Source organism: Rhizobium sp. 11_C7_N12_5 (assembly GCF_051811145.1).
Taxonomy (GTDB): Bacteria; Pseudomonadota; Alphaproteobacteria; order Rhizobiales; family Rhizobiaceae; genus Rhizobium; species Rhizobium lusitanum.
Genome location: NZ_JBPWPY010000002.1, coordinates 1,237,246 through 1,263,790 on the forward strand (window position 1 = coordinate 1,237,246; position 26,545 = coordinate 1,263,790).

24 protein-coding genes are annotated in these 26,545 nt (G+C 60.7%); 14 read left to right on the plus strand and 10 right to left on the minus strand.

Annotated features, from left to right (window positions below):
- Positions 1–19: 19 nt before the first annotated feature.
- Genes tssG through AB8B29_RS24875 form a run of 7 tightly spaced genes read left to right on the plus strand, consistent with a single transcriptional unit; the run spans position 20 to position 10,875 of the window.
- On the plus strand, positions 20–1,045 hold the full coding sequence (gene tssG, locus AB8B29_RS24845) for a type VI secretion system baseplate subunit TssG (protein ID WP_113102709.1): 1,026 nt from the start codon (positions 20–22) through the stop codon (positions 1,043–1,045).
- Complete coding sequence (locus tag AB8B29_RS24850; protein ID WP_113119572.1) at positions 1,035–2,228, plus strand: FHA domain-containing protein; 1,194 nt, start codon at positions 1,035–1,037, stop codon at positions 2,226–2,228. The genes tssG and AB8B29_RS24850 overlap by 11 nt, the downstream gene beginning before the upstream one ends.
- A complete protein-coding gene (tssK, locus tag AB8B29_RS24855) occupies positions 2,225–3,565 on the plus strand; it encodes a type VI secretion system baseplate subunit TssK (protein WP_113119573.1) in 1,341 nt (446 codons plus the stop codon). Before AB8B29_RS24850 ends, tssK begins: the two co-directional genes overlap by 4 nt.
- Positions 3,562–5,082, plus strand: coding sequence for a type VI secretion system protein TssL, long form (gene tssL / locus AB8B29_RS24860; RefSeq protein ID WP_113119574.1), 1,521 nt, complete (start codon positions 3,562–3,564; stop codon positions 5,080–5,082). Before tssK ends, tssL begins: the two co-directional genes overlap by 4 nt.
- Positions 5,079–8,570 carry a type VI secretion system membrane subunit TssM gene (gene tssM / locus AB8B29_RS24865; RefSeq protein WP_113119575.1) on the plus strand — a complete coding sequence of 1,164 codons (3,492 nt, stop codon included), beginning with the start codon at positions 5,079–5,081 and terminating at the stop codon, positions 8,568–8,570. Before tssL ends, tssM begins: the two co-directional genes overlap by 4 nt.
- 11 nt (positions 8,571–8,581) lie before the next feature.
- A complete protein-coding gene (gene tagF / locus AB8B29_RS24870) occupies positions 8,582–9,967 on the plus strand; it encodes a type VI secretion system-associated protein TagF (RefSeq protein WP_113119608.1) in 1,386 nt (461 codons plus the stop codon).
- Positions 9,968–9,990: 23 nt separating this feature from the next.
- A complete protein-coding gene (locus tag AB8B29_RS24875; RefSeq protein ID WP_162740669.1) occupies positions 9,991–10,875 on the plus strand; it encodes a serine/threonine-protein kinase in 885 nt (294 codons plus the stop codon).
- 11 nt (positions 10,876–10,886) lie between these two features.
- Here AB8B29_RS24875 and AB8B29_RS24880 read toward each other — a convergent pair whose 3' ends face one another.
- Positions 10,887–12,029 carry a polysaccharide biosynthesis/export family protein gene (locus tag AB8B29_RS24880; protein ID WP_047561879.1) on the minus strand — a complete coding sequence of 381 codons (1,143 nt, stop codon included), beginning with the start codon at positions 12,027–12,029 and terminating at the stop codon, positions 10,887–10,889.
- A 162-nt stretch (positions 12,030–12,191) separates the two neighbouring features.
- Between AB8B29_RS24880 and AB8B29_RS24885 the strand changes: the two genes are divergently transcribed.
- Both AB8B29_RS24885 and AB8B29_RS24890 read left to right on the plus strand, forming a co-directional pair.
- Complete coding sequence (locus AB8B29_RS24885) at positions 12,192–12,407, plus strand: hypothetical protein (protein ID WP_162740670.1); 216 nt, start codon at positions 12,192–12,194, stop codon at positions 12,405–12,407.
- Positions 12,408–12,489: 82 nt separating this feature from the next.
- Positions 12,490–12,900, plus strand: coding sequence for a hypothetical protein (locus tag AB8B29_RS24890; RefSeq protein ID WP_113119577.1), 411 nt, complete (start codon positions 12,490–12,492; stop codon positions 12,898–12,900).
- Positions 12,901–12,986: 86 nt separating this feature from the next.
- Here the strand turns inward: AB8B29_RS24890 and AB8B29_RS24895 are convergent, their stop codons facing one another.
- From AB8B29_RS24895 to AB8B29_RS24910, 4 genes are all read right to left on the minus strand, one after another.
- Positions 12,987–13,832, minus strand: coding sequence for a S1 family peptidase (locus tag AB8B29_RS24895; protein ID WP_113119578.1), 846 nt, complete (start codon positions 13,830–13,832; stop codon positions 12,987–12,989).
- Between the two features lie 436 nt (positions 13,833–14,268).
- On the minus strand, positions 14,269–14,613 hold the full coding sequence (locus tag AB8B29_RS24900; RefSeq protein ID WP_113119579.1) for a nucleotidyl transferase AbiEii/AbiGii toxin family protein: 345 nt from the start codon (positions 14,611–14,613) through the stop codon (positions 14,269–14,271).
- Positions 14,614–14,777: 164 nt separating this feature from the next.
- Positions 14,778–15,395 carry a type IV toxin-antitoxin system AbiEi family antitoxin domain-containing protein gene (locus tag AB8B29_RS24905; protein ID WP_037199599.1) on the minus strand — a complete coding sequence of 206 codons (618 nt, stop codon included), beginning with the start codon at positions 15,393–15,395 and terminating at the stop codon, positions 14,778–14,780.
- A 185-nt stretch (positions 15,396–15,580) separates the two neighbouring features.
- Positions 15,581–16,783 (minus strand): AraC family transcriptional regulator, encoded by a 1,203-nt coding sequence (locus AB8B29_RS24910; RefSeq protein WP_439006768.1) that lies wholly within the window; start codon positions 16,781–16,783, stop codon positions 15,581–15,583.
- 212 nt (positions 16,784–16,995) lie between these two features.
- Between AB8B29_RS24910 and AB8B29_RS24915 the strand changes: the two genes are divergently transcribed.
- Genes AB8B29_RS24915 through AB8B29_RS24925 form a run of 3 tightly spaced genes read left to right on the plus strand, consistent with a single transcriptional unit; the run spans position 16,996 to position 20,713 of the window.
- Positions 16,996–18,492, plus strand: a complete 1,497-nt coding sequence (locus AB8B29_RS24915; protein ID WP_113119581.1) for a sugar ABC transporter ATP-binding protein — start codon at positions 16,996–16,998, stop codon at positions 18,490–18,492.
- 16 nt (positions 18,493–18,508) lie between these two features.
- On the plus strand, positions 18,509–19,579 hold the full coding sequence (locus AB8B29_RS24920) for an ABC transporter permease (protein ID WP_113119582.1): 1,071 nt from the start codon (positions 18,509–18,511) through the stop codon (positions 19,577–19,579).
- A 39-nt stretch (positions 19,580–19,618) separates the two neighbouring features.
- The gene (locus tag AB8B29_RS24925; RefSeq protein ID WP_047561519.1) at positions 19,619–20,713 is read left to right on the plus strand and encodes an ABC transporter substrate-binding protein; all 1,095 of its coding nucleotides are present in this window, start codon (positions 19,619–19,621) and stop codon (positions 20,711–20,713) included.
- A gap of 47 nt (positions 20,714–20,760) precedes the next feature.
- Here the strand turns inward: AB8B29_RS24925 and AB8B29_RS24930 are convergent, their stop codons facing one another.
- From AB8B29_RS24930 to AB8B29_RS24950, 5 genes are all read right to left on the minus strand, one after another.
- Complete coding sequence (locus tag AB8B29_RS24930) at positions 20,761–21,792, minus strand: LacI family DNA-binding transcriptional regulator (protein ID WP_439006769.1); 1,032 nt, start codon at positions 21,790–21,792, stop codon at positions 20,761–20,763.
- 135 nt (positions 21,793–21,927) lie between these two features.
- Positions 21,928–22,260: a hypothetical protein gene (locus AB8B29_RS24935; RefSeq protein WP_034511374.1), complete on the minus strand. Its 333-nt coding sequence runs from the start codon at positions 22,258–22,260 to the stop codon at positions 21,928–21,930.
- On the minus strand, positions 22,257–23,144 hold the full coding sequence (locus AB8B29_RS24940; RefSeq protein WP_047561513.1) for an NAD(P)-dependent oxidoreductase: 888 nt from the start codon (positions 23,142–23,144) through the stop codon (positions 22,257–22,259). The genes AB8B29_RS24935 and AB8B29_RS24940 overlap by 4 nt, the downstream gene beginning before the upstream one ends.
- Entirely contained in the window at positions 23,141–23,683 is a 543-nt protein-coding gene (locus tag AB8B29_RS24945) for a gluconokinase (RefSeq protein WP_439006770.1), read from the minus strand. The genes AB8B29_RS24940 and AB8B29_RS24945 overlap by 4 nt, the downstream gene beginning before the upstream one ends.
- Positions 23,652–24,410: an SDR family oxidoreductase gene (locus AB8B29_RS24950; RefSeq protein WP_113119585.1), complete on the minus strand. Its 759-nt coding sequence runs from the start codon at positions 24,408–24,410 to the stop codon at positions 23,652–23,654. Before AB8B29_RS24950 ends, AB8B29_RS24945 begins: the two co-directional genes overlap by 32 nt.
- Before the next feature lie 86 nt (positions 24,411–24,496).
- Between AB8B29_RS24950 and AB8B29_RS24955 the strand changes: the two genes are divergently transcribed.
- Positions 24,497–25,444 carry a 2-hydroxyacid dehydrogenase gene (locus tag AB8B29_RS24955; protein WP_113119586.1) on the plus strand — a complete coding sequence of 316 codons (948 nt, stop codon included), beginning with the start codon at positions 24,497–24,499 and terminating at the stop codon, positions 25,442–25,444.
- 10 nt (positions 25,445–25,454) lie between these two features.
- The gene (locus AB8B29_RS24960) at positions 25,455–26,486 is read left to right on the plus strand and encodes an L-idonate 5-dehydrogenase (RefSeq protein WP_113119587.1); all 1,032 of its coding nucleotides are present in this window, start codon (positions 25,455–25,457) and stop codon (positions 26,484–26,486) included.
- The last annotated feature ends 59 nt before the right edge of the window (positions 26,487–26,545 follow it).

Here is a 26,545-nt window from a genome sequence, read left to right on the forward strand (position 1 = left end):
AAAGGATGGGTTGAAGACAATGGAGCAATTCCGGCCGAGTGACAGCGACATGCTCGCATCGCTGCTCGAACGCGACCCCGGTCGTTTCGAGCCGACGACGGCATTCCGCGTTGCCCAACATTCGGCTGGCGATCATCTGTCGGTGTCCTCGCCAGTCGGCGTTTCGCCGGCCCCGCTCGCTGTCAACGATTTCAAGCGGAAAAGCAATGGTGCGTCGCTGAGTGCCAGCATGGGCGGCTTGCTCGGCCCGCTCGGGGCAATGCCGCCGAGCTACAATGAACTTGTGATGCGCGAGGAGCGCAATCGCGCCCGCGGGCTTGCGAGCTTCTTCGATCTTTTCACCAGCCGTCTGACCGAGCTTTTCGTCGATGCCAGCGAGAAGTATCGCCTTGCCCGCAGGCTGCGATGGAATCCGGACAGAAACGGAAACTCCTTCGTAACGACGCTTTTTTCGCTTGCGGGCTTCGGCACGGCTCGACTGAAGGAGCAGGTTCGGCCCGACGACGAGCTCATCCTCAGATTTTCAGGTTTCTTTGCGGCCCGGACCCGTAATGCGGTCAATCTGCAGGCCATGCTGCATGAGTTCAGTGGGCTGCCCGTGGCAATCGAGCTGTTCAAAGGGCGTTGGCTTTCCATCCCCATCGAGGAGCGCAGCCGCATGGGCCAGCCCCACGGTGTGCAGCTGGGGGTAAACGCGACGGCGGGAGCGGCGATCCATGACTTCGGCGGTAGTTTTCGCGTCGTCATCGGACCCGTCGACTACAAGGACTACTGCTCCCTTTCCCCTGATAGCCGTAACATCGACGCGCTCTTTGCATTGACACGCCTTTATGTCGGCCCAGCGCTTGATTTCGATATTCAGGTCGTCCTCAAAAAGGAGCACATCCCTTTCTGCCGGCTGGGCGAAGACGGTGATCCGCCCAGACTCGGTTGGAACAGTTGGGCACGCGTCGGCAGCGCGGATCGTGACAGCGGCGACGCTATCATCACCGAGCCGCGCTCGAAACACGCGCAACCCACCGAAGGAGGCGCCCATGCGACTTGAGTTGCGTCAGATCGCTGGTGAGGGTGCGAGCAAGGGCTGGTTCTTCGAGCGCGGCAAACGCACGCTCGGCCGGTCACCGGACAGTGACTGGCAGGTATCGGACCCGCGGCGGTTGGTTTCGAAGATCCATTGCGTGATCGAGCGCGATCGTGGCGGTTTCCTGCTGCGCGACCAGAGCGCCAACGGCACCCAGGTCGACGGCGTCACGATCCTGGAAGGTGAAACTGCAAGGCTGACGGACAAGTCGAAGATCGCTTTCGGCGACATCGCCTTCAATGTCGTCATCACCGGCGAAGCCGATCGCGATATCGACGATCCCGCCGCCGATCTGCGGCTGAGCGACGAGACGATGACCATCTCCTCGATCCTAGCCGACATCGCGCCCGGCGGCGGCACGGCGAACGGCATACTCGGCCAGCGCGGCGGAGAAGACTGGATCGCCGCAATTCCGCAATCGACGCGAAAGGACAAGCAGTCGAGCCGCAACGTCGATGTCGGCTGGGGCGGTCCGCCCGATATCGACGGCATCAAGCCGATCTTGCCTGACGATTGGAACGCGGACTTCAATCTGGGCAGCCAGCTGGAGCATGGCCCGGCGATGCATGTCTCCGTGGCGGTTGCGCGCAGCTCCGGTCGCGATGCCGCGGATACGACGAAAGCCATCGTTCCGGCAAACGATACCCGGGGAGCGGAAGACCCAAGTTATGGGGTGCAAGACGAAGCCCTGCTGCTGTCGGACGATCCGCTCCAGCAATTTGAGGCTCTTGTCGATATGTTGGAGCAGACGCTCACCGATGAGGCGTCGATCCTCGGCATCGACGATGATCGTGTCCATTCGCCCACTTCGCTCTTCAGTCGCGAGCGAGCCGCGCAGCTGACAGATCGGCTTCGGGCGCTCATCGCGAGGCAGTCCGCCCTCAACGCCGGCCTAGAAAATCTCGTTCGTGAGGCGAGCCGCATGTTCGAGCCCCGTATGATCGAAGCCCATGTCGATGCCACCACCCGCAAGGTGCTGTGGCATGGCAGCCGGGACTATTGGAAGACCTATCGCGCCCAGTTCGAACGGGACGGCCGGAGCATTTCCGTCCGCGATCTGTTTGCGGAGGCAGTACGCGCCTCAGCGGATAGCCGCGACGAACAGGAAATCAGCACCATTGCAGAGAGGACGGGTAACACCCGATGAAGAACGAAAATCGAGTGGCGTGGAGCGAGGGCATGTTCCTTCGCGTACAGCATTTCCAGCAGGCCGATCGTTGGACGGAACGGCTGGTCCGCACCACCGCGCGCGGATTGTCGCCCTATCCCTGGGGCGTTGCGGAAATCGGCGTCGACCGCAGCGCGCTTGCCATCGGCCAGTTCGCGCTGTCGAACCTGCGCGGCATCCTGCCCGATGGAACGCCGTTCGAAGCGCCCATCGACGCGGACTTGCCGCCTCCGCTCGATCTGGACGATTCCACGAAGAATGCCATCGTTTATCTCGCCCTGCCGGCGCGCCAGCCCGGCAAGGCGGACGTCGCATTGAACGGCAGCGCGATGCGCAACAGCGTGCGCGTCACTGCCTCGCTCTACGAGGCGCCGGATTCCAATATCGAAACCGACTTCATGGCGCCGATCGATGTCGGCCGCCTGAGCCTGCGCTACCTGAAGACCGGTGACGAGCTTGCCGGCTACGAACTGATCGGCCTTGCCCGCGTTATCGAGGTGCGCTCGGACAGGGCGGTCATTCTTGATCCCGATTATATCGCGCCCTGCCTCAACTGCGCGGCCGAAGCGCGGTTGAACGAGTTGATCACCGAATTGCTCGGCATCGTGCGTCACCGCGCCGAAGCGATCGCCGAGCGCATCGGCGATCCAACGGTGCGTGGTACCGCCGAGGTGGGCGATTATTTTCTGCTGCACATCCTCAATCGCGCCGATCCGATGTTGCGCCACATTGCGGCTAATGCATCGAGGATGCATCCGATGGCCTTCTACGAGCAGTGCATCGAGCTTGCCGGCGAGCTCGCCACATTCACGACCGACAGCAAGCGGGCGAGCGAGTTTCCGCCTTACCGGCACGATGATTTGAAGACGACATTTTCAGCTGTTTTCAATGACCTGCGCGCTTCTCTTTCCTCTGTGCTGGAACAGGCTGCGGTCGCAATCGAGCTCATCGAACGGCGGCATGACGTGCGCGTCGGCACCATCAACGACCGCTCGCTGCTCAAGGATGCGGGCTTCGTGCTTGCCGTGCGCGCCGAGATGTCGGCGGAGGACGTGCGGCGCAAGCTGCCGGCGCAGATCAAGATCGGCCCTGTCGAGCGGATCGCCGAACTCGTCAATGTAGCACTGCCCGGCATCCCCGTCCGTCCGCTGCCGGTTCTGCCGCGGCAGCTGCCCTACCGGTCCGGAACGATCTATTTCGAACTCGATACGAAGAATCCGCTTTGGAAACAGCTTGATACCTCCGGCGCGATCGCGCTGCATCTTGCCGGCGACTTCCCTGGCCTGGAGATGGAACTGTGGGCTCTCAGAGAATGAACACACCACGATCGACACCATGGCACGAGTTGCCAACCATCATCGAGCTGACGGAAAGCGGCGCCAAGAAGAACGACGCCGCCCGCCAGATGGCCGATATCCTGGATGACGAACTCGATCAGCAGCCGGCTCTGGCACCCGGCGGCTGGTCCGTCGATACCTTGATCCGCAACTTCCGTTTTGGCGGCGAGGACGTTCCGACCATTGTGCGCTCGGCCGCTCCCCTGCTGAACCTTGCCCATAATCTCCGCAACACCGACGAACAGCCTGATATCGCCGAGTTGCGGCGTGTGACGATCGAGGCCGTCGGGCGCTATGAGCGCGATCTCGCCAGCGCCCGTATCAGTCCGGAGCGGGCGCGGGCAGCCCATTATGTAGTCTGCGCAACCATCGACGACGTTGTGCTGAGCAAGCGCTGGGGCGTGCGCGCCGGCTGGGCGCGCTCGGGTCTCGTCTCCACCTTCCACATGGACGTCACCGGCGGCGACCGGGTGTTCGATCTCCTCGACCACTTCCAGCAAAGCCCGGGCACCAACAAGGACTTGTTGCTCCTTATATATCTCTGCCTGTCGCTCGCCTTCGAAGGCCGCACGCGCGTTTCGCCGCGCGGTTCGCTGGAACTCGGACGCATCCGCGATAGCCTCTATAAGACTTTGCTCGGACAATATGGCGTCTTCGAGCGCGAACTGTCGCCGCACTGGCGCGGCGTTTCCGCCCGACACAAGCCGTTGCGCACCGTAGTCGCGCTATGGACGGTTCTTTCCGTTCTCGCCCTGCTGTTTGCGCTCGGCTACATGTTCTTCACGCTCTCGCTCAATAGGGCTTCGGATGCGACCTTCGAGCGTCTGGCAAACTTGCCGCCGCACGATACGCCGAGCGTTCTGATCGACACGCCGAAACCCAGGGAGACGGTCGCCGAAGTTCCACCGCCGCCAAAGAAGCAACCCGAAACGGCCGCGCCGGCGGTCAAGCAGGCTCCGAGCCCGCTCGACAATCTTCTGGCTTTCCTCCAGCCGGAAGTCGACCGCAAGCTCGTCACCCTTTCCAACTCCAACGGGCGGCTGCTGGTCCGCATCAACAATTCCGGCCTGTTCGATACCGGCAGCGCCGAAGTCAGCAACCGGTTCCGCGACCTTCTCCAGCGCATCGGCGGTGCGCTTGCCTCGGAGAAGTTCCGCGCCGTCGTCGTCGGCTATACCGACAATGTTCCGATCCGCACGACCCAATTTCCGTCGAACTGGCATCTCTCCGAAGCCCGTGCCCGCGCCGTCGGCGACATCCTCGCTGCCTATACCGGTAAGGATGCGATCCTGACGGAGGGACGGGCCGACAGCGATCCGCTGGCCGGCAACGACACGCCGGAGGGCCGCGAAATAAATCGACGCACGGAAATCCTGGTGCTGACCGATCCGACGCAACGGCTTGGTGACGCCGCCCTCAATCCGCAGTCGACGACCGGGCCCGTGAGCGGCAACGCGTCCCCCACGCCGGCAGCAACGACGGGGGCTGCCCGATGAACCCACTCGGCATATTTTACACGCTTCGCTCCTACGTCTCGGTCTATGCCGGCCTTCTTGGCCAGCGTTTCATATCGCTCATCTGGGTCGCAGCCATCTGCGTCCTCATCTGGTTCTACGGCTATACGATCGGCTACGGCACCTTCAAACCGTTCGCCACCGTCAGTGCCCGCCTGATCGCAATCGGCGCGGTCATTGCGGTTTGGCTCGCCTATCTGCTGCTCTCGAGGCTGCGCGCCCGCAAGCGCGACAAGGCACTCGTGGATGGTATCAGCGACGATGCAGCGAGCCAGCAGGCCGAAGTCGGAGAGATCCATAGCCGCCTCAAGGAAGCACTGCTGCTGCTGCGTCGCATCAGCAAGAAGCGCTTCGGCTACATCTACGAGCTTCCCTGGTACGTCATCTTCGGCGCCCCTGGCTCCGGAAAGACTACGGCGCTCAGCAATTCGGGACTGAAGTTTCCGCTCGGTGATGCCCTTGGAAGCAATTCCGTGCAGGGCGTCGGCGGTACCCGCAACTGCAATTGGTGGTTCGCCGACGAGGCGATCCTCATCGATACGGCCGGCCGATATACGACCCAGGATGATCTGAACGGCGCATCGAAGGCAGGGTGGGAGGGCTTTCTCGGTCTCTTGAGAAAATACCGCCGGTCGCAGCCGATCAACGGCGCCCTCGTCACGCTCTCGATCGGCGACTTGCTCGGCCGCGATCATGAGGCGCAGCTCGACGAAGTGCGTTCCATCCGCAAGCGGCTGTCCGAACTTGACGAATATCTGCAGGCGCGGGTGCCTGTCTATGTCATTCTGACCAAGGCCGATCTGTTGACCGGCTTCGTCGAATTTTTCGATGGGCTTGCTAAGACCGACCGCGAACAGGTCTGGGGCACGACCTTCGGTCTCGACGAGAGCTACAAGGGCGAAAAGCTGCCCGAACGCTTCATGGAGGAATTCGCGCTGCTGCAGCAGCGGGTCGACGCGATGCTGATCGAACGACTGCAGCAGGAGCCGAACATCGAAGTTCGCGGCCGGATATTCCGTTTCCCTGCTGAGCTCGCCGCTCTGGGCGAGCGGTTGGAGGAAGTGCTGAGCGAGCTTTGCTCCTCGTCAAGCCTTATCGAAGCGCCGCTGATGCGCGGCGTCTATTTCGCATCCGGCACGCAAGGCCGGGAGACGGCGGTGGCGGAAGCGCCCCGCATGCGCCGCAGCTATTTCCTGTCGCGCCTCTTCAAGGATGTCATCTTCGGCGAGGCGTCGTTGGTCGCGCGTGACAGGCGCTTGTCTGGCCGTCAAACGATGATCCGGCGCATCGCCTATGGCGCGGCAGCGCTGGCGCTCGCAATCGTCTTCACCGGCTGGACCGCAACCTATTTCCAGAACTCGCGCGCCATTGCCACCGCCGAGCGGCGCATCGACAATTACGAGAAGCTGGCGAACGGCATTCCGGTGCGCGATGTTAACGACGCGGATTTCCTGCGGGTCCTGCCGGCTCTGGACAATCTGCGCGCCGTGACTGGCGGCTTTGACGAGGCAAGGATCTGGCCTACGAGTTTCGGTCTCGACCAGGAAAGCAAGATCGCCAGCCGCCAACGCGGCGCCTATCAGCGGGCGCTGAATTCCCTCTTGCTGCCGCGCATGCTGGTGGAGCTTCAAACGGAGCTCAAGCAGTCTCCCGACGTCCAGAAGACCTTCGACAGCTTGAAACTCTACGGGATGCTCGGTGGGCTGGGCCCTGTCGACAAGGATTTCGTCTCGCAACAGGCGGAAGACATGTTTGCCGCGCTCTATCCAGGCGAAGGACGCGCCGCCACCCGGAAGGCTCTGGTCACGCATGTCGAGGCCTTGGCCGCCGGCAGCCTGCCGGCGATCGAACTCGACAACACGCTGATTGCCAAGGCACGCGACACCATCCGGCCACAGAGCCTTGCCTCGCGCGCCTATGACATTCTCACCCATTCCCGTCAGGCACGTCAGCTCGATCCATGGATCCCCGGGGACGCTTTGGGACCGCTCGGCGCACAAGTCTTCCAGCGAAAGTCAAAAGCGGCGCTGCGCGATGGCATGCCGGGAATTTTCACCGGCAAGGGCTATCGCACAGTCGTGCTGCCAACAGTCGAAACAGCGGCGTCCGAAGCGCTTAAAGAACAATGGGTTCGCGGCGACAACAGCAACCCTACCGGAATGACCGCGGATACCATCGCGCAGGCGGCATTGCAGCTTTATTTCGATACATTCCAGCAGCGATGGTCGACGCTTCTTGCCGATCTGCAGGTGCGGCCGGCAAACAGTCTCGCCGACGCAACCGAAACGGCGAGGATCTTGGCGGCCAATCCCAGTCCTGTCGAGATGGTGCTGAAATCTATCGCGACAGCAACGGATCTGCGCCCAACGGCAGGAACCGAGGTCGCTTCGCTCAACGATGTTCCGGATGCCGCCCTCGCCTCGGTCGCAACCAGCGTCGCCAATACGCCTGATCCCTATGGCCCGCTACGTGCGGCCCTCGAAGTGAACAGCAACAATACGCAGGCCGCCTCGTCGGACGAAAAAACGGCAGGGAGCAGCGACAAGCCTCGCTCCCAGATCCAGAACCTTCAACCCATTTTGCAGAATATCTATAGCCAGCTGTCGCGTGCCGCGACATCGACGGCGGAGGTCGCGCGCGTCTTCGACGCCGGCGGCCAGCTTGCCAACGCCAATCAGGACCTGCTTCAGCAGGCGCGCGGCCTGCCGGCGCCGGCGGACGCGTGGATGGTCGCGGTCGCCGCCGATATCGGATCGCTAGCGGTCAAGACGGCGCGCGCACGGATCAACGATCTTTGGGCCACCGAAGGTGCGGATCTCTGTGCCCGCATCGTCACCGGCCGCTATCCTTTCGACCGGACATCCGTACAGGATATCGCCATGGCGGATTTCGTTCGCCTCTTCGGACCGCAGGGCCTCTTCCAGACCTTCTTCAAGAACCGGCTGGATGCCTTCGTGGATACCAGCGCACAGCCCTGGGGCTGGCGAGGCACTTTCGGCGGCGACAGCATCCCGAGCCAGGCGATCGCGCAATTCGAAAATGCCAGCAAGATCGAACGCGCCTTCTTCCCTGCCGGCAGCGAGAAACCCGCGATCTCCATCAACGTTAAGCCGGTATCGCTGTCGGATTCGGCCAATGCCGTCATGATGGAGATCGAGGGCGAGCGCGTCGTTTATTTCCATGGGCCGATACAATCGAAATCCATCGGCTGGCCGGCTGCGGGCGCGGACAATCAATCCCGGATCGCATTTCTGCCCGGAGGCTGGCAGGAGGCCATGACGCAAGGCGGCGACTGGTCGCCCTTCCGCCTCTTCGACGCCGCGAAAGTCACGGTCGAAGGGCCGGATCTTTTCCGGGCCCGCTTCGAAGACAGCGGCCGAACAGCTGAATTCGACGTGCAGTTCGGTTCCGTCCTCAATCCGTTCCGGCTGCAGGCATTGTCCGATTTCAGCTGCCCGGCGCAATTTTGACGGTCCGGTCGATGAACGAACATCTCGCCCGCACCCAATCGTCGACCCAAGCCGACGCGATCGGCTTCTTCGGCAAATTGCCGACGCATGGCGATTTCGTCTCTTCCGCGCTTGGCTTGCGCTTGCAAGGCGAGCTCGACCAATGGATCCGGGGTGGTCTGATCGCGCTCGAGGCTGCGTTGGCAACAGAATGGCGACGGCTGTTTCATGCGACAGTGGCCTGGCGCTTCGTCGTCGGTAGCGGTATTTGGGCACCCGGGGTTGTTGCCGGCGTGCTTCTGCCGAGCCGCGACCGTGTGGGGCGGAGCTTTCCGCTTGTTATCGCAGCGCAATTGCAGAGATTTTCCGGACAACTCCGCGATCTCTGCGAAGACGACAGCTGGTTCGCCGCCGCCGAAGCGCTGGCGGAAACCTCCGCAAAGTCGGACTTCCAGATGCAGCGCTTTGTCGAAGGGATAAAGCGGCTGCGCCTGCCGCTTGCCGATAACCGCTCAACCACGCATCAATCCGCCACAGCGAGTGATGCGCCCCTGCCTGCTTCGCTCTGGTGGCGCATCAATCCCGGGACGCGTCACGGCAAGGGATTTCGCACTATGGCGGCGCCGACGGTTGAGGATTTTGTCAAACTCGTCACAGCGGAAAATCTCAAGACGTCGCAGCCTTCGGAACTGGCGGCACGCCCGGTCGTGGCTGTTGCGATCGAGGCGGTAGAATCCGTAGCGACACCCCAATCCGAATGGACGATGGAAAGCAGCCACGCCAGCCATCCGGGAACGCGGCTGTCGCTTAATGCCGACGCCCTCCTCGTTTGCGACAAGCCGCGCATTTTCGCGATTGCCGACGGTGTCGGCGACGGCATCGGTGCCATCGAGGCGGCACGCACCGCGACCCAGATACTCGCCGGCATTCCCGAGCGCGAGGCGTTGCAGACGTTGGTCCAGGATGTGAGAAGCAAGCTCAGCCACGCGCACGCCATCCTGCGCGCGAAGGGGACGAACGGAGAGCGGGAGGCACCCGTTGCCAGCATTGTCGTCGCGGCATTGTTCGACGGCAGATTTGCAGCCATATGGGCAGGAGACACGCGCTGCTATTTGCTGCGTGACGGCATGATGCGGCTCCTCACCCGCGATCACCTCGACATCGGGATGCGGCGCATGCTCGGTCGAGGCCTGGGTTTGAAGGAACAGTTCGCCTCGGACATCGTCATCGATAATCTTCAACGCGGTGATCGGCTGCTGCTTGCCAGCGGCCCGCTTTCCCGCACGCTCACGGATCGGGTCATCGCCGAGATATTGATCGATGCTCCGATGGACCAGGCTGCCGATGCCCTGATTCAGGAGGCGCTCATCGCCAACTGCCGCGAGAATGTTAGCGCCATCGTCATCGGCGCGACATGACACCGGAACCAGATTCCAAGCATATGAGAGAAATCGCGGCGAGCTTTGCCGGGTTGCTGCGTCTCCTGACACATGATGGCGAAGTCGAGCGACCGGCAGACATTCGCAATCTTCTGGTCGATCGCCTGCGCGATGCGCTCGACCGGCGCATGCCATCCATGCCCGACGGCGAAGCGACCTTCGTTGCAGGCACATTTCTGGTTGAGGCGATCATCTGTTCTCATGAGCGCACGGAGATCACCCGTCTGCGCCACCGTGATCTCGGTACATCGCACGCGCTGAAGACCATCAGCGCCGATCGAGCCAATGAGGCTGTAACCAGAGCCATGCTGTTGCGGGAGGCGCGTATCGGCATGACGCTCCACCATCCCAATCTCGTCGCGGCTCAACTCGCCATACGATTGGCCGACGGGCGGCCGGCGATCATCATGGAATGGGCGGGGCCGTCACTGTCGCAACGATTGGCGGCGGGATCGATTTCTTCGGCTGACATCAGGCAGTCAATGAAGTCGCTGCTTCTCGGGTTGGATGCGATACATACGGCCGGCTATGTCCACGGCGATATCTCTCCCGCCAATCTGCTCTTATGTGGCGATGATTTCGAGCGATTGAAGATTGCCGATTTCGGCACCGCCCTGGAACAGGGCGCGCGCTATGGCGATCTCGATATCGCCAAGGTGGCAACGCCGGGTTTCACCGCGCCGGAACTCTATCGAGGCGAAGCCGTCGATCCTCGTGCCGATCTTTATTCGGCCGGCTGTGTCATGAATATGCTTCTTGAACATTGCAGCGACACGGAAGACGCCGTGGTCGAGCTGAAGAGCGCCGCCAGAAAACTGATGGATCACTCTCCGCCCAAGAGGCCGCCAAGTGCCATGGCGGCTCTTCAACTCATAACTGAAAACTAACCCGGAACCCGTCAGTTAGCAGACGAGCTGCCCGGTTGTGGGGCGGCTGCCGTCGGCACGCTCTTCTGATAGACGGTCAGCAGCTTGGCGGCGTCGACCAGCCCGGCATTGCTGGCGTAAAGCGTATCGCCGTCCTGCATCTTGAACTGTTGCATCAGGACGAAATTCGAGACGTCCTTCAGATTGACGCCGTAAATGACAGGCTTGATCGAAACGACGGTCGGCACGCTGGCGCCCTTTGCCAGGGGGGCCGCGGCCTGCGTGTAGATCTTCTGATTGCGGAAGAGGTAGAAGTTCCGCGAGTCGGCGCGGTCATCGAGCAATCCGCCGGCGCGGGCGAGCGCCTGGGCCAGCGTCGTCTTGCCCGGTTCCAGCGGAAACTCGCCGACACTCTTGAAGGCGCCGAGCGCCGTGAAGCTCTGCGATGTGCCGTCGACGAAGATTTGATCGCCGGGCAGCAGGCGGACATTCTGCTTGTCGTCCTGCAGAACCCGATCCAGCGGCGCGGTCGCGCGCTGTGAACCGCGTGTAAGCGTGACGTTCGTGTCGCTCGGCGCAGAAGAAGCCCCGCCCGCAAGGGCGAGAACGTCAAGCACGCGTTCCTTGCGCGCCGTCAACGGGAAGCGTCCGGCAGTGCGAACCTTGCCATCGACGGTGACGGCGCTGGAGGGCTTGTCGACCACCGTCACCACGGCCTGCGGATTGACGGATGAGCCCTTGAGTGCGGTCACGATCTGCGACTGCAGGCCCTCGGGTGTCGAGTCGCTCACCCGCTGCTTGCCGACATAGGGCATGGTGACGAAACCACGCGAATCGACAGTGAATCGACCGAGATTGAGCGACTTGCTCTGGGTGGTGGACAGCAATCCATCCTCGCCGGTATCAAGCACGGTCACGTCGATAACGTCACCGGGACGAAGGCGGGCGTCTGAAAAGCCGCCCGAGCGAAGCCGTGCAAGCCCTTGATCAGAGGGCGCATAAGACGGGGCAACGACCTGTCCGCCCATCGGGGCGTTGGCCAGCGGAACGACCGGAATCCTCTCGTTCGTATGCGGCATCGTCGCATTGCGTATGTTGCCGGCGCTTGGTCCGTCGGACGGCCTTGCACAGGCGCTGAGGACAACCAAAGGTAAAATCGCCGCCAATTTCCGCATTCCCGAACCTCCTTCGGATGTTATAGGCACGGCAGAAATATCAACCATAAGGCGGGAGGCAATATGCGAGCCTAATAAATAATGAATTATGACAGTCTGGTTGTTTACCAATGTGTCCAATTCGCAACCGATCACCATTTTTGCCCTCCGAGCGCACTCTTCATGGCTGCTGCCGGATCAGGTTTTGAGCTTGAAACGCTTGCAAAAAACGAATCGGTGGGCACCGGCATGGGCATTGCCGGTGACCGGGCACGCGAACTGATATTGCACCTGTGCGGATCTCCCTTTGGAGGTCGATTTATTCAGCGAACGCCATTTTCATATCGGGAAATGACAATCAGATATGCGGATTTCACTATCTATGCGCGATCAATTTGATATAGATATGCGCGGTTAGATGGCGCTTGTGTTCACGCAACGACCCGGCTGTCTTTCGATACAATCAACGAGGCTGTAAACCATGCTCCGAAGAATTACCTGCGCCTTCGCGCTTGCCATCCTCCCAGCAACTCCTGTGCTGGCCGATGCCTGTGCAGGACATTACGAGAGCAGCGGCGTTCCGCTGGTAACCGGCATCACCTACAAGACCTGGATGGTTTTCCCTTCTATCAATTCCAACGTTGCCTTCGACAAGGTTTCCCAGGCCGTTCTGGCGGAAGGCTTTGTCGATGTGAATGTGGAAAAGAAACTCGGCACCCTGACTGCGCAACAGGAGACGAGCGGATCCGGCCGGCCGCAGACATTGCGCGTCGTCGTCCGCAAGAATGGCAAGGGTAGCCGGGTCGATGCGGTGTTTATCGTGCAACCAGGGCAAGTGGCTCCCGGAGTCGGTAAAAACCTTTGCCGTATCGTGAACTCAGTCGGCGAATAGTTCCGGTTCAAGAATAACACCGCTGTGAAATCAAGGTCGCCGTCGGTTCAACGTCATCCCGCGTTCTCCACCATCGCAACCAAGACTCATTCTCCGGCAAGTTTGTGCACGGCTGCGACAAGTTCCGGTTCGAAACCGACGGCAAAGGTGTAACAGCGCTTGCGGTTGAACTTCGTGCAGGACGCACTCATCGAACTCATGACGCCAACTGCTTCCAGACCTTGAGGTCCTTGGCGGAGCAATGCCCCACCCGACGCACCATGGCCGGAGGAACAATCTGTGCGAATGCCACTGGCGGCGACGCCATCAATATTGTCGATCGCACGTATCCTACAATCACTGAGAATTCGCTCGTTCCAGTCATCGGGAAGAAAGTTGTCCTGGCGAATAGTAGCCATTATGATCTTGTCGCCCGCAGAAACAGGCTTTGAAGGCATATGATAAGGCTCGAACTCGGTCACTGGTTCGGATAGTCGCATTACAACCCAATCAAAGCGGTCCGTCAGCGAACGTTGCTTGGCATCGGGATAGAGGAAAGATCGAACATCGACCTTGTGCCATTTCGACCCTTTGCCGTCGCTCACCTCAAAGCCACAACGCGAAATCGACATCCGACCAGCGTAGCCGCCCATGCTCGCTTCGGGAAAAAGAACATGTCTTGCCGTGACAACAATATTGGACTTGAAAATAAGGAAGGCGCTAGCCTCGCCAAAGGGGCACATGATCCGGCCCGACGCACCGAACTTCTTGCGGGCCTCATCCGGCGACATGCTGTGTGATAGGGCATACTGATCGATTGGGTGCCGATTATCGACGCCAATGGCTCCTGCTTTGGCGTGAGAAGATCCGAGGATCAATACAAGTATGATTGCGAATAGTTGCGGCAGCTGCCGAGCAACGATTGAGAGCGACTCCATTGATAATTGTGACATGTACTGGCTTTCCCTCCCGCTTCTGTTTGGCCTGCGACGCCAAAACTATTCTTCGCATATCCCACCCGTAATTGCGCCGCACCTCTTTGATACAACTGCACCAGGCGCAGGTCCAGGCTAGTTCAGCAGTTGCTCAACGCAGCTACGGCCATGCCGGGGGACGGCGTTACGGAACTCCCTTCAACATTCATGGTGCTGTTGTCGAGCTTGATGGCATGGGGAAGACGAGGTTCTGGACCCGCTGCACATTCGTCGTCGGAACGGTTGCCTGTAACTGCTTGCTTGGATCGCCTTCGAGCTGATTTGCATCCGGCTCTCCGGAATGGCGTCCGTGGCGACTGCCGTCACGTGACCATGGATCACGCCATAAGGCGTGAATGGGAACGCCTCGATCTTGACCACGGTCGGCTGCCCCGAGCATGACCATGGCCTGAAACTAATCAGCAACAACCGTTTCTCGCGCATAGGCGCGGAGCCTAAGCGCAGGGAAATCCAGCATCGGGCACAAGTGCATCGCCGAAACCGATGTCAACCGTAAGGTTGATGCGGGCGCGCTTATCGAAGCGACCATCCGCAGTCTGAGACCACCATATTCCACTCCCTCACAGATACGATCCACACGAAGAGTTTCGGCATCGAACGTGACGCCGTCATCAGCTTGTTGCGCCAGAATATCCGGAAAGGTTTTCAGCATCGGATCAAGTTCCGGGTCTCCAAAGCCCAACAGATCGAGACCACGGGTGCCGCGGTGCGGATCGTCAAACCAACTCATCATCAGCATTGCCCCCTTCAGAACGAAGCGACCAGCGTAGGGCGACTGGCTTGAGCCTAAGCAACAGCCGCTCAAGCGCGAAGCATGTCAGAACCAAATCGACGCTTTGTCCGCTTGTCTTGGCGAGTTGCAACAGGCGAGCTCACACCGAGGCTGCGACGTTTCTGACTTGTTTAGCCATTGACAGTCAGCGCCTCGAGGTATGGGCGGATCACGGTGCCAACGCCACCGCGCACCGCTTGGTTGGCTATCTGACCAGGAGTAGCACTTCGTTTTCTTAGAGCCTCCTGAAGCCCCTCAATTGCCACGGATAGGCCGATCTTGTTGCGATAGCGGAAGCAATCGGCAATTGTCTTGGCAACTCCGAAAATCTTTACGGGAACCCCCTCGATGGTGTGAATCTCGACACCTTCGCTGAGCAGTGTTTGCGTGAAGCGCACGATGCGAATAGGCATACGATCCGGTTTTGGAGCCCAATCCCTGTTGCCTATGGAAAGCCACACTTGTCTTGGAAGCTGGTCCGTCAGCCCGTGGAAGGCGAGGGCCGAGACAAGGCAGATGACAGCTTTTGGAGAGCGCTTAGCGGCCTCTGCCAGACTGTGGTTGGCATCAAGCTCCGCATCAGGAAGTTGATAGAGACCTCGCGCAAGCCGTATCACCTCCCGATCCCGTTCCATTCGGCTCATGGTGGCCGCCGTCACACCTGCCCTCCGCAGTTCTGCCAGACGTGCTATGCCGCGCTCAGCGAGCACGGCCAGCGCGATTTGACGTTGAGTGACGGAGCCGGGCATTGATATAAAAACTCGGATATTGGGATCTATTATCCAAGGTTTTGTATCAAAACGGCCAGGCTCGAGAAAGCCCATGTGTGCGAAGACTCTCGCCATTTTACGGTGGGCCCAGTGACCTTAAGGGAAATTTAACCTGCACGTCATTTCACTGAATCGACGAGCCTTCCGATAAAAACTGTTGAGTTTCACAACTGTCTGACCCGTATTTTCATTTGACGTCGGTCCATTCGGTCGTCGCGTCGGCGCAGCCTGGCTGTGTCGGAGGGCATTTCGCTGAAAGCTTGATGATAGAGGGCGGCAAAACGCCCCATATGTGAAAATCCCCAACCACGCGCAATTTCGGCGACCGCCTGCGAACGGGCCGGATCCATCAATGCCCCGCGTGCGCCCTGCAGGCGTATCGTTCGCAAATAGCTGAGAGGCGTCGTATTCTTGAACTGCTGAAAGGCGGCTTGCAGCGCGCGAACGCTCGTGCCGGCCTCACGCGCGATTTCGGCGATACCCATATTCGAGCCGACATTGGCATGCATGTATTCTATCGCCCGTTTCAACCGTCTGGGTATGGCCGGTGAAGCCGGCTTCAGCATTCGTTCCGAATAGTTATGCGGCACGGCTTCGAGCAGCGCGATCATCATCGCCTGCAACAGATGCTCAGTGAATGCGGAGGAGGATCGGTCAGCATCTTCCACCGTCAGGCTCTGCCAGATAAGATTTCCAAGGGTCGCGATCTGCATGCCTCTTGCCGACGACAGGTCGACGGTATCGGTAAATTCCAGATCGTCGAGTACAGGGGCGTCGAGCAGTTCACTCAATTGCCGGATGAGCGCCGATTTCTCGAACGCAATGCCCATATGGCTGCGCTGCTCGTGCAATGTCAGCTTTTCGAATGAGGACATATCACCCACCAGCCCCTCGCCCGGCTTCGACACAAGCTCCCTGGATCCCACATCGATCGCCATCCCGCCCGAGGATGGAATGTAAAGCCCGTAGGCATCCGGGCCGCCCGAGAGTGACACGCTCATGCCGGAATTACATTTGCCGTTCCAGATGCTGCAATAGCCCACCGTGTAATGACGGTCTTCAACTGAGATCAGCGCGCGCCGATGCAAAGGTTCGACGACGGCGGGAAACAAGGTCCTGGCATAGTGTGCCGTCATCTCCTCGGCATCGGCATCTTCGATCTTGAACATGGATTGAGTAGCGTATCTCAAATATAGCCCTCTCCAGCGCCCAAGGGCGCGCCTCCCGAGATATTGCTCAACGACAACGCGAGTATATCTTAATTTACACCCTTGCTGTAAATTAACACTAGAGCATTCGTCGCCGAAATGCACTACCCAAGAAATATTGTACCCAAAGGGCGATAGTACTGCCGTGATTAGTACCATGAATTAAATTAGCGATTGTTTCGATATTCATGTGATGATTGCGAACATCTGGAGATTTATTTTAATCATAAAGAAGTTTATCCCTGCTGCCGCACGACAACCTTCCCATCAACGCACGGAACCGGCGGGAAGCATCATGCCAGCGTGGAGCCTCTTGACGGAATGTTATCGATAACATAGCCTCTTCCCATCGAAGCTTTGGGAGGAGCGGGATGGACGACGGAAAGCTGCTCGAATTCTGCGATATCACCAAGGAGTTTGGTGGAACGCGTGCCCTGTCGAATGTATCGCTCGATCTGAAGCAGAGTGAAATCCTCGCGCTTCTCGGCGAAAACGGCGCGGGCAAATCGACGCTCATCAAGACACTGGCAGGCATCTACAGGCCGGACGGCGGACAGATTCTGTTTCGCGGCAAGCCATATCAGCATCGTCCGCCGCAACCCAACCAGCGCCAACCGATCGCCTTCATCCATCAGGATCTCGGCTTGATCGAATGGATGACGGTGGGTGAGAATGTCGGGCTTGCGCAGGGCTATTCGCTGCGCGGCCGGCTGATCGATTGGCGGGCGACCGAACGGCGAACGGCAGAGGCCTTGAAGCTCGTCGGCTGTGATTTCGATCCCTCGACGCGCGTCCAGGAACTGACGAGAACGGAAAAGTCGCTGGTCGCGATCGCCCGCGCGCTGGCTGTCGAGGCCGATGTTCTGGTCCTCGACGAACCCACAGCCAGCCTGCCCGCCGATGAGGTCGAGAAGCTGTTTGCGGCCATTCGCCCGCTCAAGGAGCGCGGCGTGGCGATGATCTACGTCTCGCACCGGCTGGATGAGATCTTCCGCATCGCCGACCGCGTCGCCGTGCTGCGCGACGGACAACTGGTGGGACAGAAGCCCGTTTCCGAAACCACGTCGGACGAACTGATCCGGATGATCGTCGGGCGCAAGGCCGACCAATTGTTTGTCAAGGCGGAACGAATGACCGGTCCGGCCATCGTCTCGGTCAAGGATCTCGCCTGCCGCGGCGCCGGGCCGGTATCCTTCGATATCCGGCAGGGGGAACTTCTCGGGCTTGTCGGATTGCGGGGCGCGGGCCAGGAACTGATCGGACGCGCGCTGTTCGGCTGCGAAGCATCGAGCGGCACGGTGCGGCTCAACGGCGTGGAACCCAACCTTTCGAGCCCGGTCGCCGCCATGGCGTCCGGCATCGGCCTGATCGCCAGGGACCGCACCGAAGAATCGGTCGCGATGTCGCTCAGCCTCCGCGAAAACACCTTTCTCAATCCTGGCGCCTCCGGGCGTGGCCTGATGTCGTTCCTCTCGCCGCGCAACGAAGCCGAGAAGGCCTTTTCGCTCGGCAGCCGGGTCGGCCTCAGGCCCAACGACCAGAGCCTTGCGATTGAGGCCCTATCTGGCGGCAACCAGCAAAAGGTCGTTGTGGGACGGTGGCTGGCGACGGGCCGGAAGCTGCTGATCGCCGAAGATCCGACCGCCGGCGTCGATGTCGGCGCCAAGGCTGATATCTATCGGCTGATCGCCGAGGCGGTGGAAGGCGGCCTTGCCGTTCTCGTCGTTTCCACCGACTTCGAGGAAATCGCCCACATCTGCCATCGTGCCCTTGTGTTCTCGCGCGGCCAGATCGTGCGTGAACTCAGCGGTGCCGACCTGACAACACCGGCGGTGATCGCCGCCGCATCTGCATCCGAAGCGGCCTGAACCGGAGAGGAAAACCATGCAATCGATCGAATCTAATGCGCTCGAACCCACACGCTCCGAGCTGTCGGCAATGAGCTTCGGCCAGAAAATCCAGCGTCTTCTGCCGGTCTACGGCCTCGTCATCCTGACGGCCCTGCTGATCCTGTTGTTTTCCATTCTACTACCGCAGACTTTCCCGACCATGCTTAATCTGCGCTCGATCATTTCCGACAAGACCATTATCGCGATCCTGTCGCTCGCGGCGATGATCCCGATGGCGGCGGGCCGCATCGACCTGACGATCGGCTACGGCATCGTGCTCTGGCATGTGCTCGCGATCAGCCTGCAGACGATGTTCGGCCTACCCTGGCCCGTCGCGGTGCTTATCGTCATCCTGCTCGGCGCCTTTACCGGCTTCCTGAACGGGCTCCTGGTGGAAATCGCCAAGATCGACAGCTTCATCGCAACGCTCGGCACCGGCACCGTGCTTTATGCCATCGCGCTCTGGCATACCGGCGGCCGACAGGTGGTCGGCATGCTGCCGCAGGGTTTCTATGCACTGAACGGCACCATGGTATTCGGCCTGCCAATCACCGGCATCTATGTCCTCGTGCTCGCCTTCGTGATGTGGATCGTCCTCGAATATCTGCCGATCGGCCGTTACATCTATGCCATCGGCGCCAACCCGAAGGCCGCCGCCCTGAACGGCATCCCTGTCCGCCGCTTCGTCATCGGCGCCTTCGTAACCTCGGGCACGCTTGCCGCCGTTGCCGGCGTCCTGCTCGCCTCCAAGCTGCGCATCGGGCAGGCAAGCGTCGGGCTTGAATATCTTTTGCCGGCGCTGGTCGGTGCGTTCCTCGGCTCTACCACGATCAAGCCCGGCCGCGTCAACGTCTGGGGCACGATGATCGGCGTCATTATTCTTGCGGTCGGTATCGCCGGCATCCAGCAGTTCGGCGGCTCCTTTTATGTCGAGCCGCTGTTTAACGGCGTCACCCTGCTCGTTGCCATCGGCATTGCCGGATATGCGCAGCGCCGGCGCAGTCACGCCGGGCGCATGGCCCCGGTCCACAAGCCGCAACTATCCGCCGCGCCAGCGGAGAAATGAACATCAGCTCAGTTTGAACGTCCAATGGGAGGAGACGAAATGAAACGCAGACAATTCCTGCAGGCAACGACAGCCGTATTCGTGTTGTGCGCCAGCCATGCCTATGCCGATCCGATGGCGGATGCGAAAGCCGTCGTGGACAAGTATGCAACGGCGGTCACCAAGTGGGACGGCCCGGCGACCGGCCCGAAGGCGCAAGCGGGCAAGACGATCGTCGTTCTCGCCGGCGATCTCAAGAACGGCGGCATTCTCGGCGTCAGCAACGGCGTCGAGGAAGCCGCCAAGGCCATCGGCTGGCAAGTGAAGGTTCTCGATGGCGCGGGTTCGATCGGCGGACGCACGGCCGCTTTCGGTCAGGCCATGGCGCTCAAGCCCGACGGCATCATCATCGACGGCTTTGATGCGGTCGAGCAGGCACCGGCGCTTGAAGAGGCAAAGGCTGCCAAGATCCCGCTGGTTGCTTGGCACGCAGGCCCGGTGATCGGCCCCGACGACAAGAACGGATTGTTCGCCAATGTCAGCACCGATGCCATGGAAGTCTCGAAGGCGGCCGCCGACTGGGCCTTCGTCGATGCCAAGGGCAAGCCGGGCGTGATCATCTTCACGGACTCGACCTATGCGATCGCCATTGCCAAGGCCGACAGGATGAAGGTCGAGATTGAGCGCCTGGGCGGCAAGGTGCTGGAATATGTCGACACGCCGATCGCCGAGACGTCACAGCGCATGCCGCAGCTGACCACGTCGCTGCTGCAGAAATATGGGGACAGCTGGACCCATTCGCTTGCCATCAACGACCTCTATTTCGACTTCATGGGTCCGTCGCTCGCCTCCGCCGGCAAGGGCGGAACCGATGCGCCGATCAATGTCGCCGCCGGCGATGGCTCGCAATCGGCCTATGAGCGCATCCGCGCTGGCCAGTATCAGAAAGTGACCGTGGCCGAGCCGCTCAATCTCCAGGGCTGGCAGCTGGTCGACGAACTCAATCGGGCTCTTTCCGGCGAGAAGTGGTCCGGATATCTGTCGCCGCTGCATGTGGTGACATCAGATAACATTCAGTCCGACGGCGGCCCGAAGAACAGCTTCGATCCGGATAACGGCTACAGAGATCAGTACAAGAAGATCTGGGGCAAATGATCCCAGTTGCGCGGAAATGGCGCGGTCTTCGGGCGGCGCCATTTCACTTAACGGACAAGCTGAAGCTGACGGCTGCTATCACGGACGATCAATTGCGTTGAAATCCTGACATTGCCGACCGGCTGGGCATTGTCGATAATATCGAGGATCAGCTGGGCGGTTTGCTCGCCGATTTCCCTGGCAAAGGCATTGATCGTCGTCAGCGTCGGTACGCATACCTCACCGATTTCATAATTGCCGAACCCACCGATGGAAAAGCGCTCCGGCACGGGGACGCCCAGCCGGCGACATTCCGTCAGCGCGCCATAAGCGGCAAGGTCGGAAACGCAAACGACCGCCTCTGTGTCCGGATAGATCTCGATCAGCTTCGCCATGGCATTGGCGCCCTCGCGCATTGAAATTGGCGGAGGCCCGGCGGCGATCAGTCTCGAAGCGTCGAGGCCATGCGCCTGCATCGCTGCAATGAAGCCAAGTCGACGCTCGCTGCCGCGCGAATCCCGCTGAACGTCGCCACCGATAAAGGCGATACGCCGACAGCCGGAGGCGACGAAGTGATCGACCATATCGCGCATGACCGCCGTGTTGGAAAAACCGACAAAGTGGTCGATCGGATCGGCTGGAATATCCCAGGTTTCGATGATCGGAATGGCCACCGTCTGTAGAAGCCGGCGCGCTCGCGCCGTGTGCGAGCCACCGGTCACCACGAGCGCCTGCGGCTTGCGGCGCAGAAGCTGCTCGATCAGCCGCTCCTCCTCATCGATATCGTAGTTCGTATAGCCAAGCAGGATCTGCATTCCCCGCTTGGCCAGCGTGTCGGAAAGCCCGCCGACCGTGTCGGCGAAATTGGCGTTGTTGATGGAGGGAATGGTGACGGCGACAAAATCGGATTTTTGCGAACGCAGGTTGGAGGCCGTGCTGTCGAAAACATAACCCAGATCTTCCGCCGCCTTCAGAATCGCTTCCCGGGTCTCCGGGCTGACGAGACTGTCCGCCTTGAACGCACGAGACACCGTCATCGGAGAAACTCCCATGACGCGGGCTATGTCTGCCATAGTGGGCGGTTTGCGATTGCTACTCATCAATGGCCTTATGTTATCGTTACCATGAGAGTAATATGGCTTCCCCGCTAATAGCAAGTGCGTCTTTCGTCCATCCAGACAATGAGAAATGCGGAGCCTTTCGGCCCCGCGTAACGATTGTCTCAGGAGATTGGCCTACAGCTGGAACTCATGGGCGAGTGTCACATGATGATGAATGCGCCCTTCGAAGAAGCGTGACAGCACGGCTTCAGTTGCCGCCCGCGCTTCGGTACGCACGGGGCTGGCAAGGGCAGCCTCGACAGCCGCCAGGTCCGGATAGTTGACGGCGAGGATCATCGGAAATTCCGGAGCCCCCTCGTCACGCGCTTCGGCAAAGGTAACGCGTACGTCGAGCGCACCGGGAAACTGCTTCCATTTCGGCAGGATCGTCTCCATGACGGCGGCGCGAAAGGCCTCCGCTTCGCCTTCCCTGACCTTGCCTTCGAATAATGCGTATCGGGTGATCATCCGGCGATTTCCTTGTTCGGTCCCTTGAAGAATTCCATCAATGCAGCTTGGTCCTCGCCGCCGAGGCCGGCGGCCGTCAGCATGCGATGTATCTCGGCGCAGACGGCCGTCAGCGGCATGGCGGTGTTGGTGCGTCGGGCAAGATCCTGGGCGCCGTTCAGATCCTTGACCATGTTGTCAATCCGGCCGGTGCGGCGATAATCCTTGGTCACATAGCGCGGCATATATTCCTGAAGAATGGCGCTGTCGGCCCGACCGCCCTTCAATGCCTGCGGGATCTTGGCGGCATCCACACCGGCGTCGAGCGCCAGTTGCGTTGCCTCCGCCACCGCCAGAAAATTCAATGCGCAGAGGACCTGATTGATGAGTTTGGTCGTCTGACCCGCGCCGACCGGCCCCATATGAGTGTAGTTCGATGCGACATGGCGCAGCACGTGATGGGCATCCGAGACGTCCTCTGCGTCACCACCCGCCATCAAGGTCAACTGTCCGATCAGCGCCTTCGGAGCGCCGCCGGAGAGTGGACTGTCCACCCAGCGCAACCCCTTCTCCGCCGCTTCGCCGGCGAGCGCCTTGGTCGCATCCGGATCGATCGACGACATATCGATGATCAAGGTTCCGCGCTTCGCCCCTTCGGCAACCCCACCCGGCCCGAACACCGCGCTGTGGACGACCTTCGGCGAGTTCAGGCTCAGGATGACAAAATCTGATGCCGCGGCTGCCGCTGCGGCACTGTCGGCGGCATGTGCACCCTTGGCTGTGAGCGCGGCCACCTTCTCCTTGTCGAGATCGAAAACCGTCAACTCGTTGCCAGTCTCCACCAGGCGGGCGCCAATAGCACCGCCCATCGCACCGGCGCCGATCAGCGCCACCTTGTTGCTCATAACTGCTCCTCCTCCAATGCGGCGATGATCGCCGCCACGACCATATCCAGCGGCTGGTCGATATTGACAGTGATAGCTTGCTCGTCTGCACCGGGCGGCTCAAGTGCTGCAAATTGGCTCTCCAGCGAGGCAGACGGCATGAAATGATCCCGCCGCGCCTCCAGGCGCCGAAGGATGGTCTCCTTCGTGCCGTCGAGATGGATGAAGGAAACCGGCGCGCCGACGAGGGAGCGGATCCGATCGCGATAGACGCGCTTCAGGGCCGAGCATCCGATCAGCGCCGTATCGTCCGCCAGTGCCAGGCGCGCGCCGACCCTGTCGAGCCATGGCCAGCGATCAGCGTCGGTCAACGGGATGCCGGCGCTCATCTTGGCGACATTGGCCGGCGGATGCACGTTGTCTCCCTCGACATAGACACCAGCAAGACGAGCAGCGAGTGCTGCACCGACCGAGGACTTGCCACAGCCGTTGACGCCCATGACGACGAAGCGGCGTGGCTGCACCTTATCAGAGCGAGGCTGTGATGCCGCCATCGACATAAAGCACATGACCGTTGACAAAGGAGGATGCGTCGGACGCCAGGAAAATGCAGGCGCCGACCAGTTCTTCGACCTGCCCCCAACGGCCGGCCGGCGTGCGCTTTTCGAGCCACGCGGAGAAATCGGCGTCGGCGACGAGCGCCGCATTCAATGGCGTGTCGAAATAGCCGGGGGCGATGGCGTTGCATTGCAGCCCGTATTTGGCCCAATCCGTCGCCATGCCCTTGGTGAGATTGCCGACGGCGCCCTTGGTTGCCGTATAAGGCGCGATCGACGGCCGTGCCAGCGCCGTCTGGACGCTGGCAATGTTGATGATCTTGCCGGCGCCGCGCTTGATCATATGGCGCGCGACGGCCTGACCGACATTGAAGACGCTCGATACGTTGGTGCGCAGCAACCGTTCGAAGGCGTCTGCGGGGAAATCTTCCAGCGGCGTGCGGAACTGCATTCCGGCATTGTTGACCAGGATGTCGATCGCGCCCTTGTCCGCCTCGAAAGCATCCACCGCGCGGCGCGCGGCCTCATGATCCGTGGCATCGAATGGCAGAATATGTACCTTGCCGTCGAAGCTACCCGCCGCCTTGGCGAGCTTTTCCTCGTCGCGTCCGTTGAGCACCAGTTCGGCGCCCGCCGCCGCCAAGCCCTTGGCGAGCGCAAGCCCGATACCTTGCGATGAACCGGTAATCAGGGCGCGCCGCCCTTTTAGATCGAAGAGGCCAAGAGACACGGTTTCCTCCGTTTTTTATCTCGACAAAGACTGTTCTCCCTGTTTATGTTATCGATAACATTCGATGTCAAGTGAGGAGACGAAAGATGGACAAGCTGCCAATTCTGCAGATCGGGCCTTATCCGCAATGGGATCAGGAACCGCTCGATGCAGCGTTTCAGGTCCATCGTTATTTCGAGGCTACCGACAAAGCCAAGCTTCTGGCCGAGGTCGGCCCATCGATCAAGGCGATCGCGACACGCGGTGAACTTGGCGCCAATCGCGGCATGATCGAAGCCTGCCCCAATCTGCAGCTCATCTCGGTCTATGGCGTCGGCTTCGACGCGGTCGATCTGCAAGCCTGCCGCGAACGTGGCATCCGTGTCACGAATACGCCTGACGTGTTGACCAATGACGTTGCCGATCTGGGTGTCGCCATGATGCTGTGCCAATCGCGCGGCATGCTGGGCGCTGAAACATGGGTGCGCGACGGCAGCTGGGCTGGGAAGGGTCTCTATCCCCTCAAGCGCCGCGTCTGGGGACGGCGCGCCGGCGTGCTCGGCCTCGGCCGCATCGGTTTCGAGGTCGCCAAGCGCCTGAAGGGCTTCAACCTGCAGATCGCCTATTCCGATGTCGAGGCAAAATCTTTCGCATCCGACATGAAGTTCGTAGCCGATCCCGTTGAACTGGCACGGCAATCTGATTTCCTGTTCGTGACGCTTGCTGCATCGGCCGCGACCCGCCATATCGTCGGACGCCAGGTGATCGAGGCGCTCGGGCCGGAGGGTATGCTGATCAATATATCCAGAGCCTCCAATATCGATGAGGAAGCCCTCCTCGAGGCGCTCGAGACCGGCAAGCTGGGATCGGCGGCGCTCGACGTCTTCGAAGGCGAGCCAAAGCTCAACCCACGCTTTCTGGCGCTCGACAATGTGCTGCTGCAGCCGCATCATGCCTCCGGCACGATTGAGACGCGCAAGGCCATGGGCCAGCTCGTGCGCGACAATCTCGCAGCACACTTTGCCGGCCAGCCGCTGCCCACACCCGTTCTTTGAGGAGAAAGACATGAAGGCCATTGTCGCTCACGCCGCCAAGGATGTGCGGATCGAGGAGTATCCGGAGGAGGAACCGGGCGCTGGAGAGGTCAAGTTGAGACTGGCGACCGGCGGGGTCTGCGGCAGCGACCTACATTATTATCATCACGGCGGCTTCGGCACCGTTCGCTTGAAGCAGCCAATGATCCTTGGACATGAGGTCAGCGCGACTGTTGTTGCACTCGGGTCCGGCGTGGAGGGCCTTGAGATCGGCCAGCTCGTCGCCGTCTCTCCTTCCCGCTCCTGCCGGACCTGCCGCTACTGCCAGCAGGGCTTGCACAATCAGTGCCTCAACATGCGCTTCTACGGCAGCGCCATGCCCTTTCCGCATATTCAGGGCGCGTTTCGCGAGACGCTGGTTGCAGACGCGATCCAATGCGTTCCGGCGGATGGCCTGACACCTGGCGAAGCGGCCATGGCAGAACCGCTTGCCGTCACCCTGCATGCGACGAGACGCGCCGGCGAGATGCTCGGCAAGCGGGTTCTCGTGACCGGTTGCGGTCCGATCGGCGTTTTGTCGATCCTCGCAGCGCGGCGCGCGGGCGCGGCCGAGATCGTGGCGACCGACCTTTCGGATTTCACGCTGTCGCTCGCAAAGCAAGCAGGCGCCGACAGGATCATCAACACCAAGGACGAGCCTGAAGCGCTTGCCGCCTATTCGGCCGACAAGGGTACTTTCGATGTGCTCTACGAGTGCTCGGGCGCTGCTGCCGCTCTTGTTGGTGGGATCGCGGCGCTGAGGCCACGCGGCATTATCGTGCAGCTCGGTCTCGGCGGCGACATGACGCTACCGATGATGGCGATCACGGCCAAGGAACTGGAACTGCGCGGTTCCTTCCGCTTCCATGAGGAATTTGCCGTCGGCGTCGACCTGATGCGCAAGCGCCTGATCGACGTGCGCCCGCTCATCACCCATTCGGTGCCGCTTGCCGATGCGATCAGCGCATTCGAGATCGCCTCGGATCGCAGCAAGGCCATGAAAGCACAGATCGTCTTTGCCTGACCGACGAGGAACGGCCTGAGATCCGTCCAAGACGAGGGCGGATCTCACCCGACAGGCTC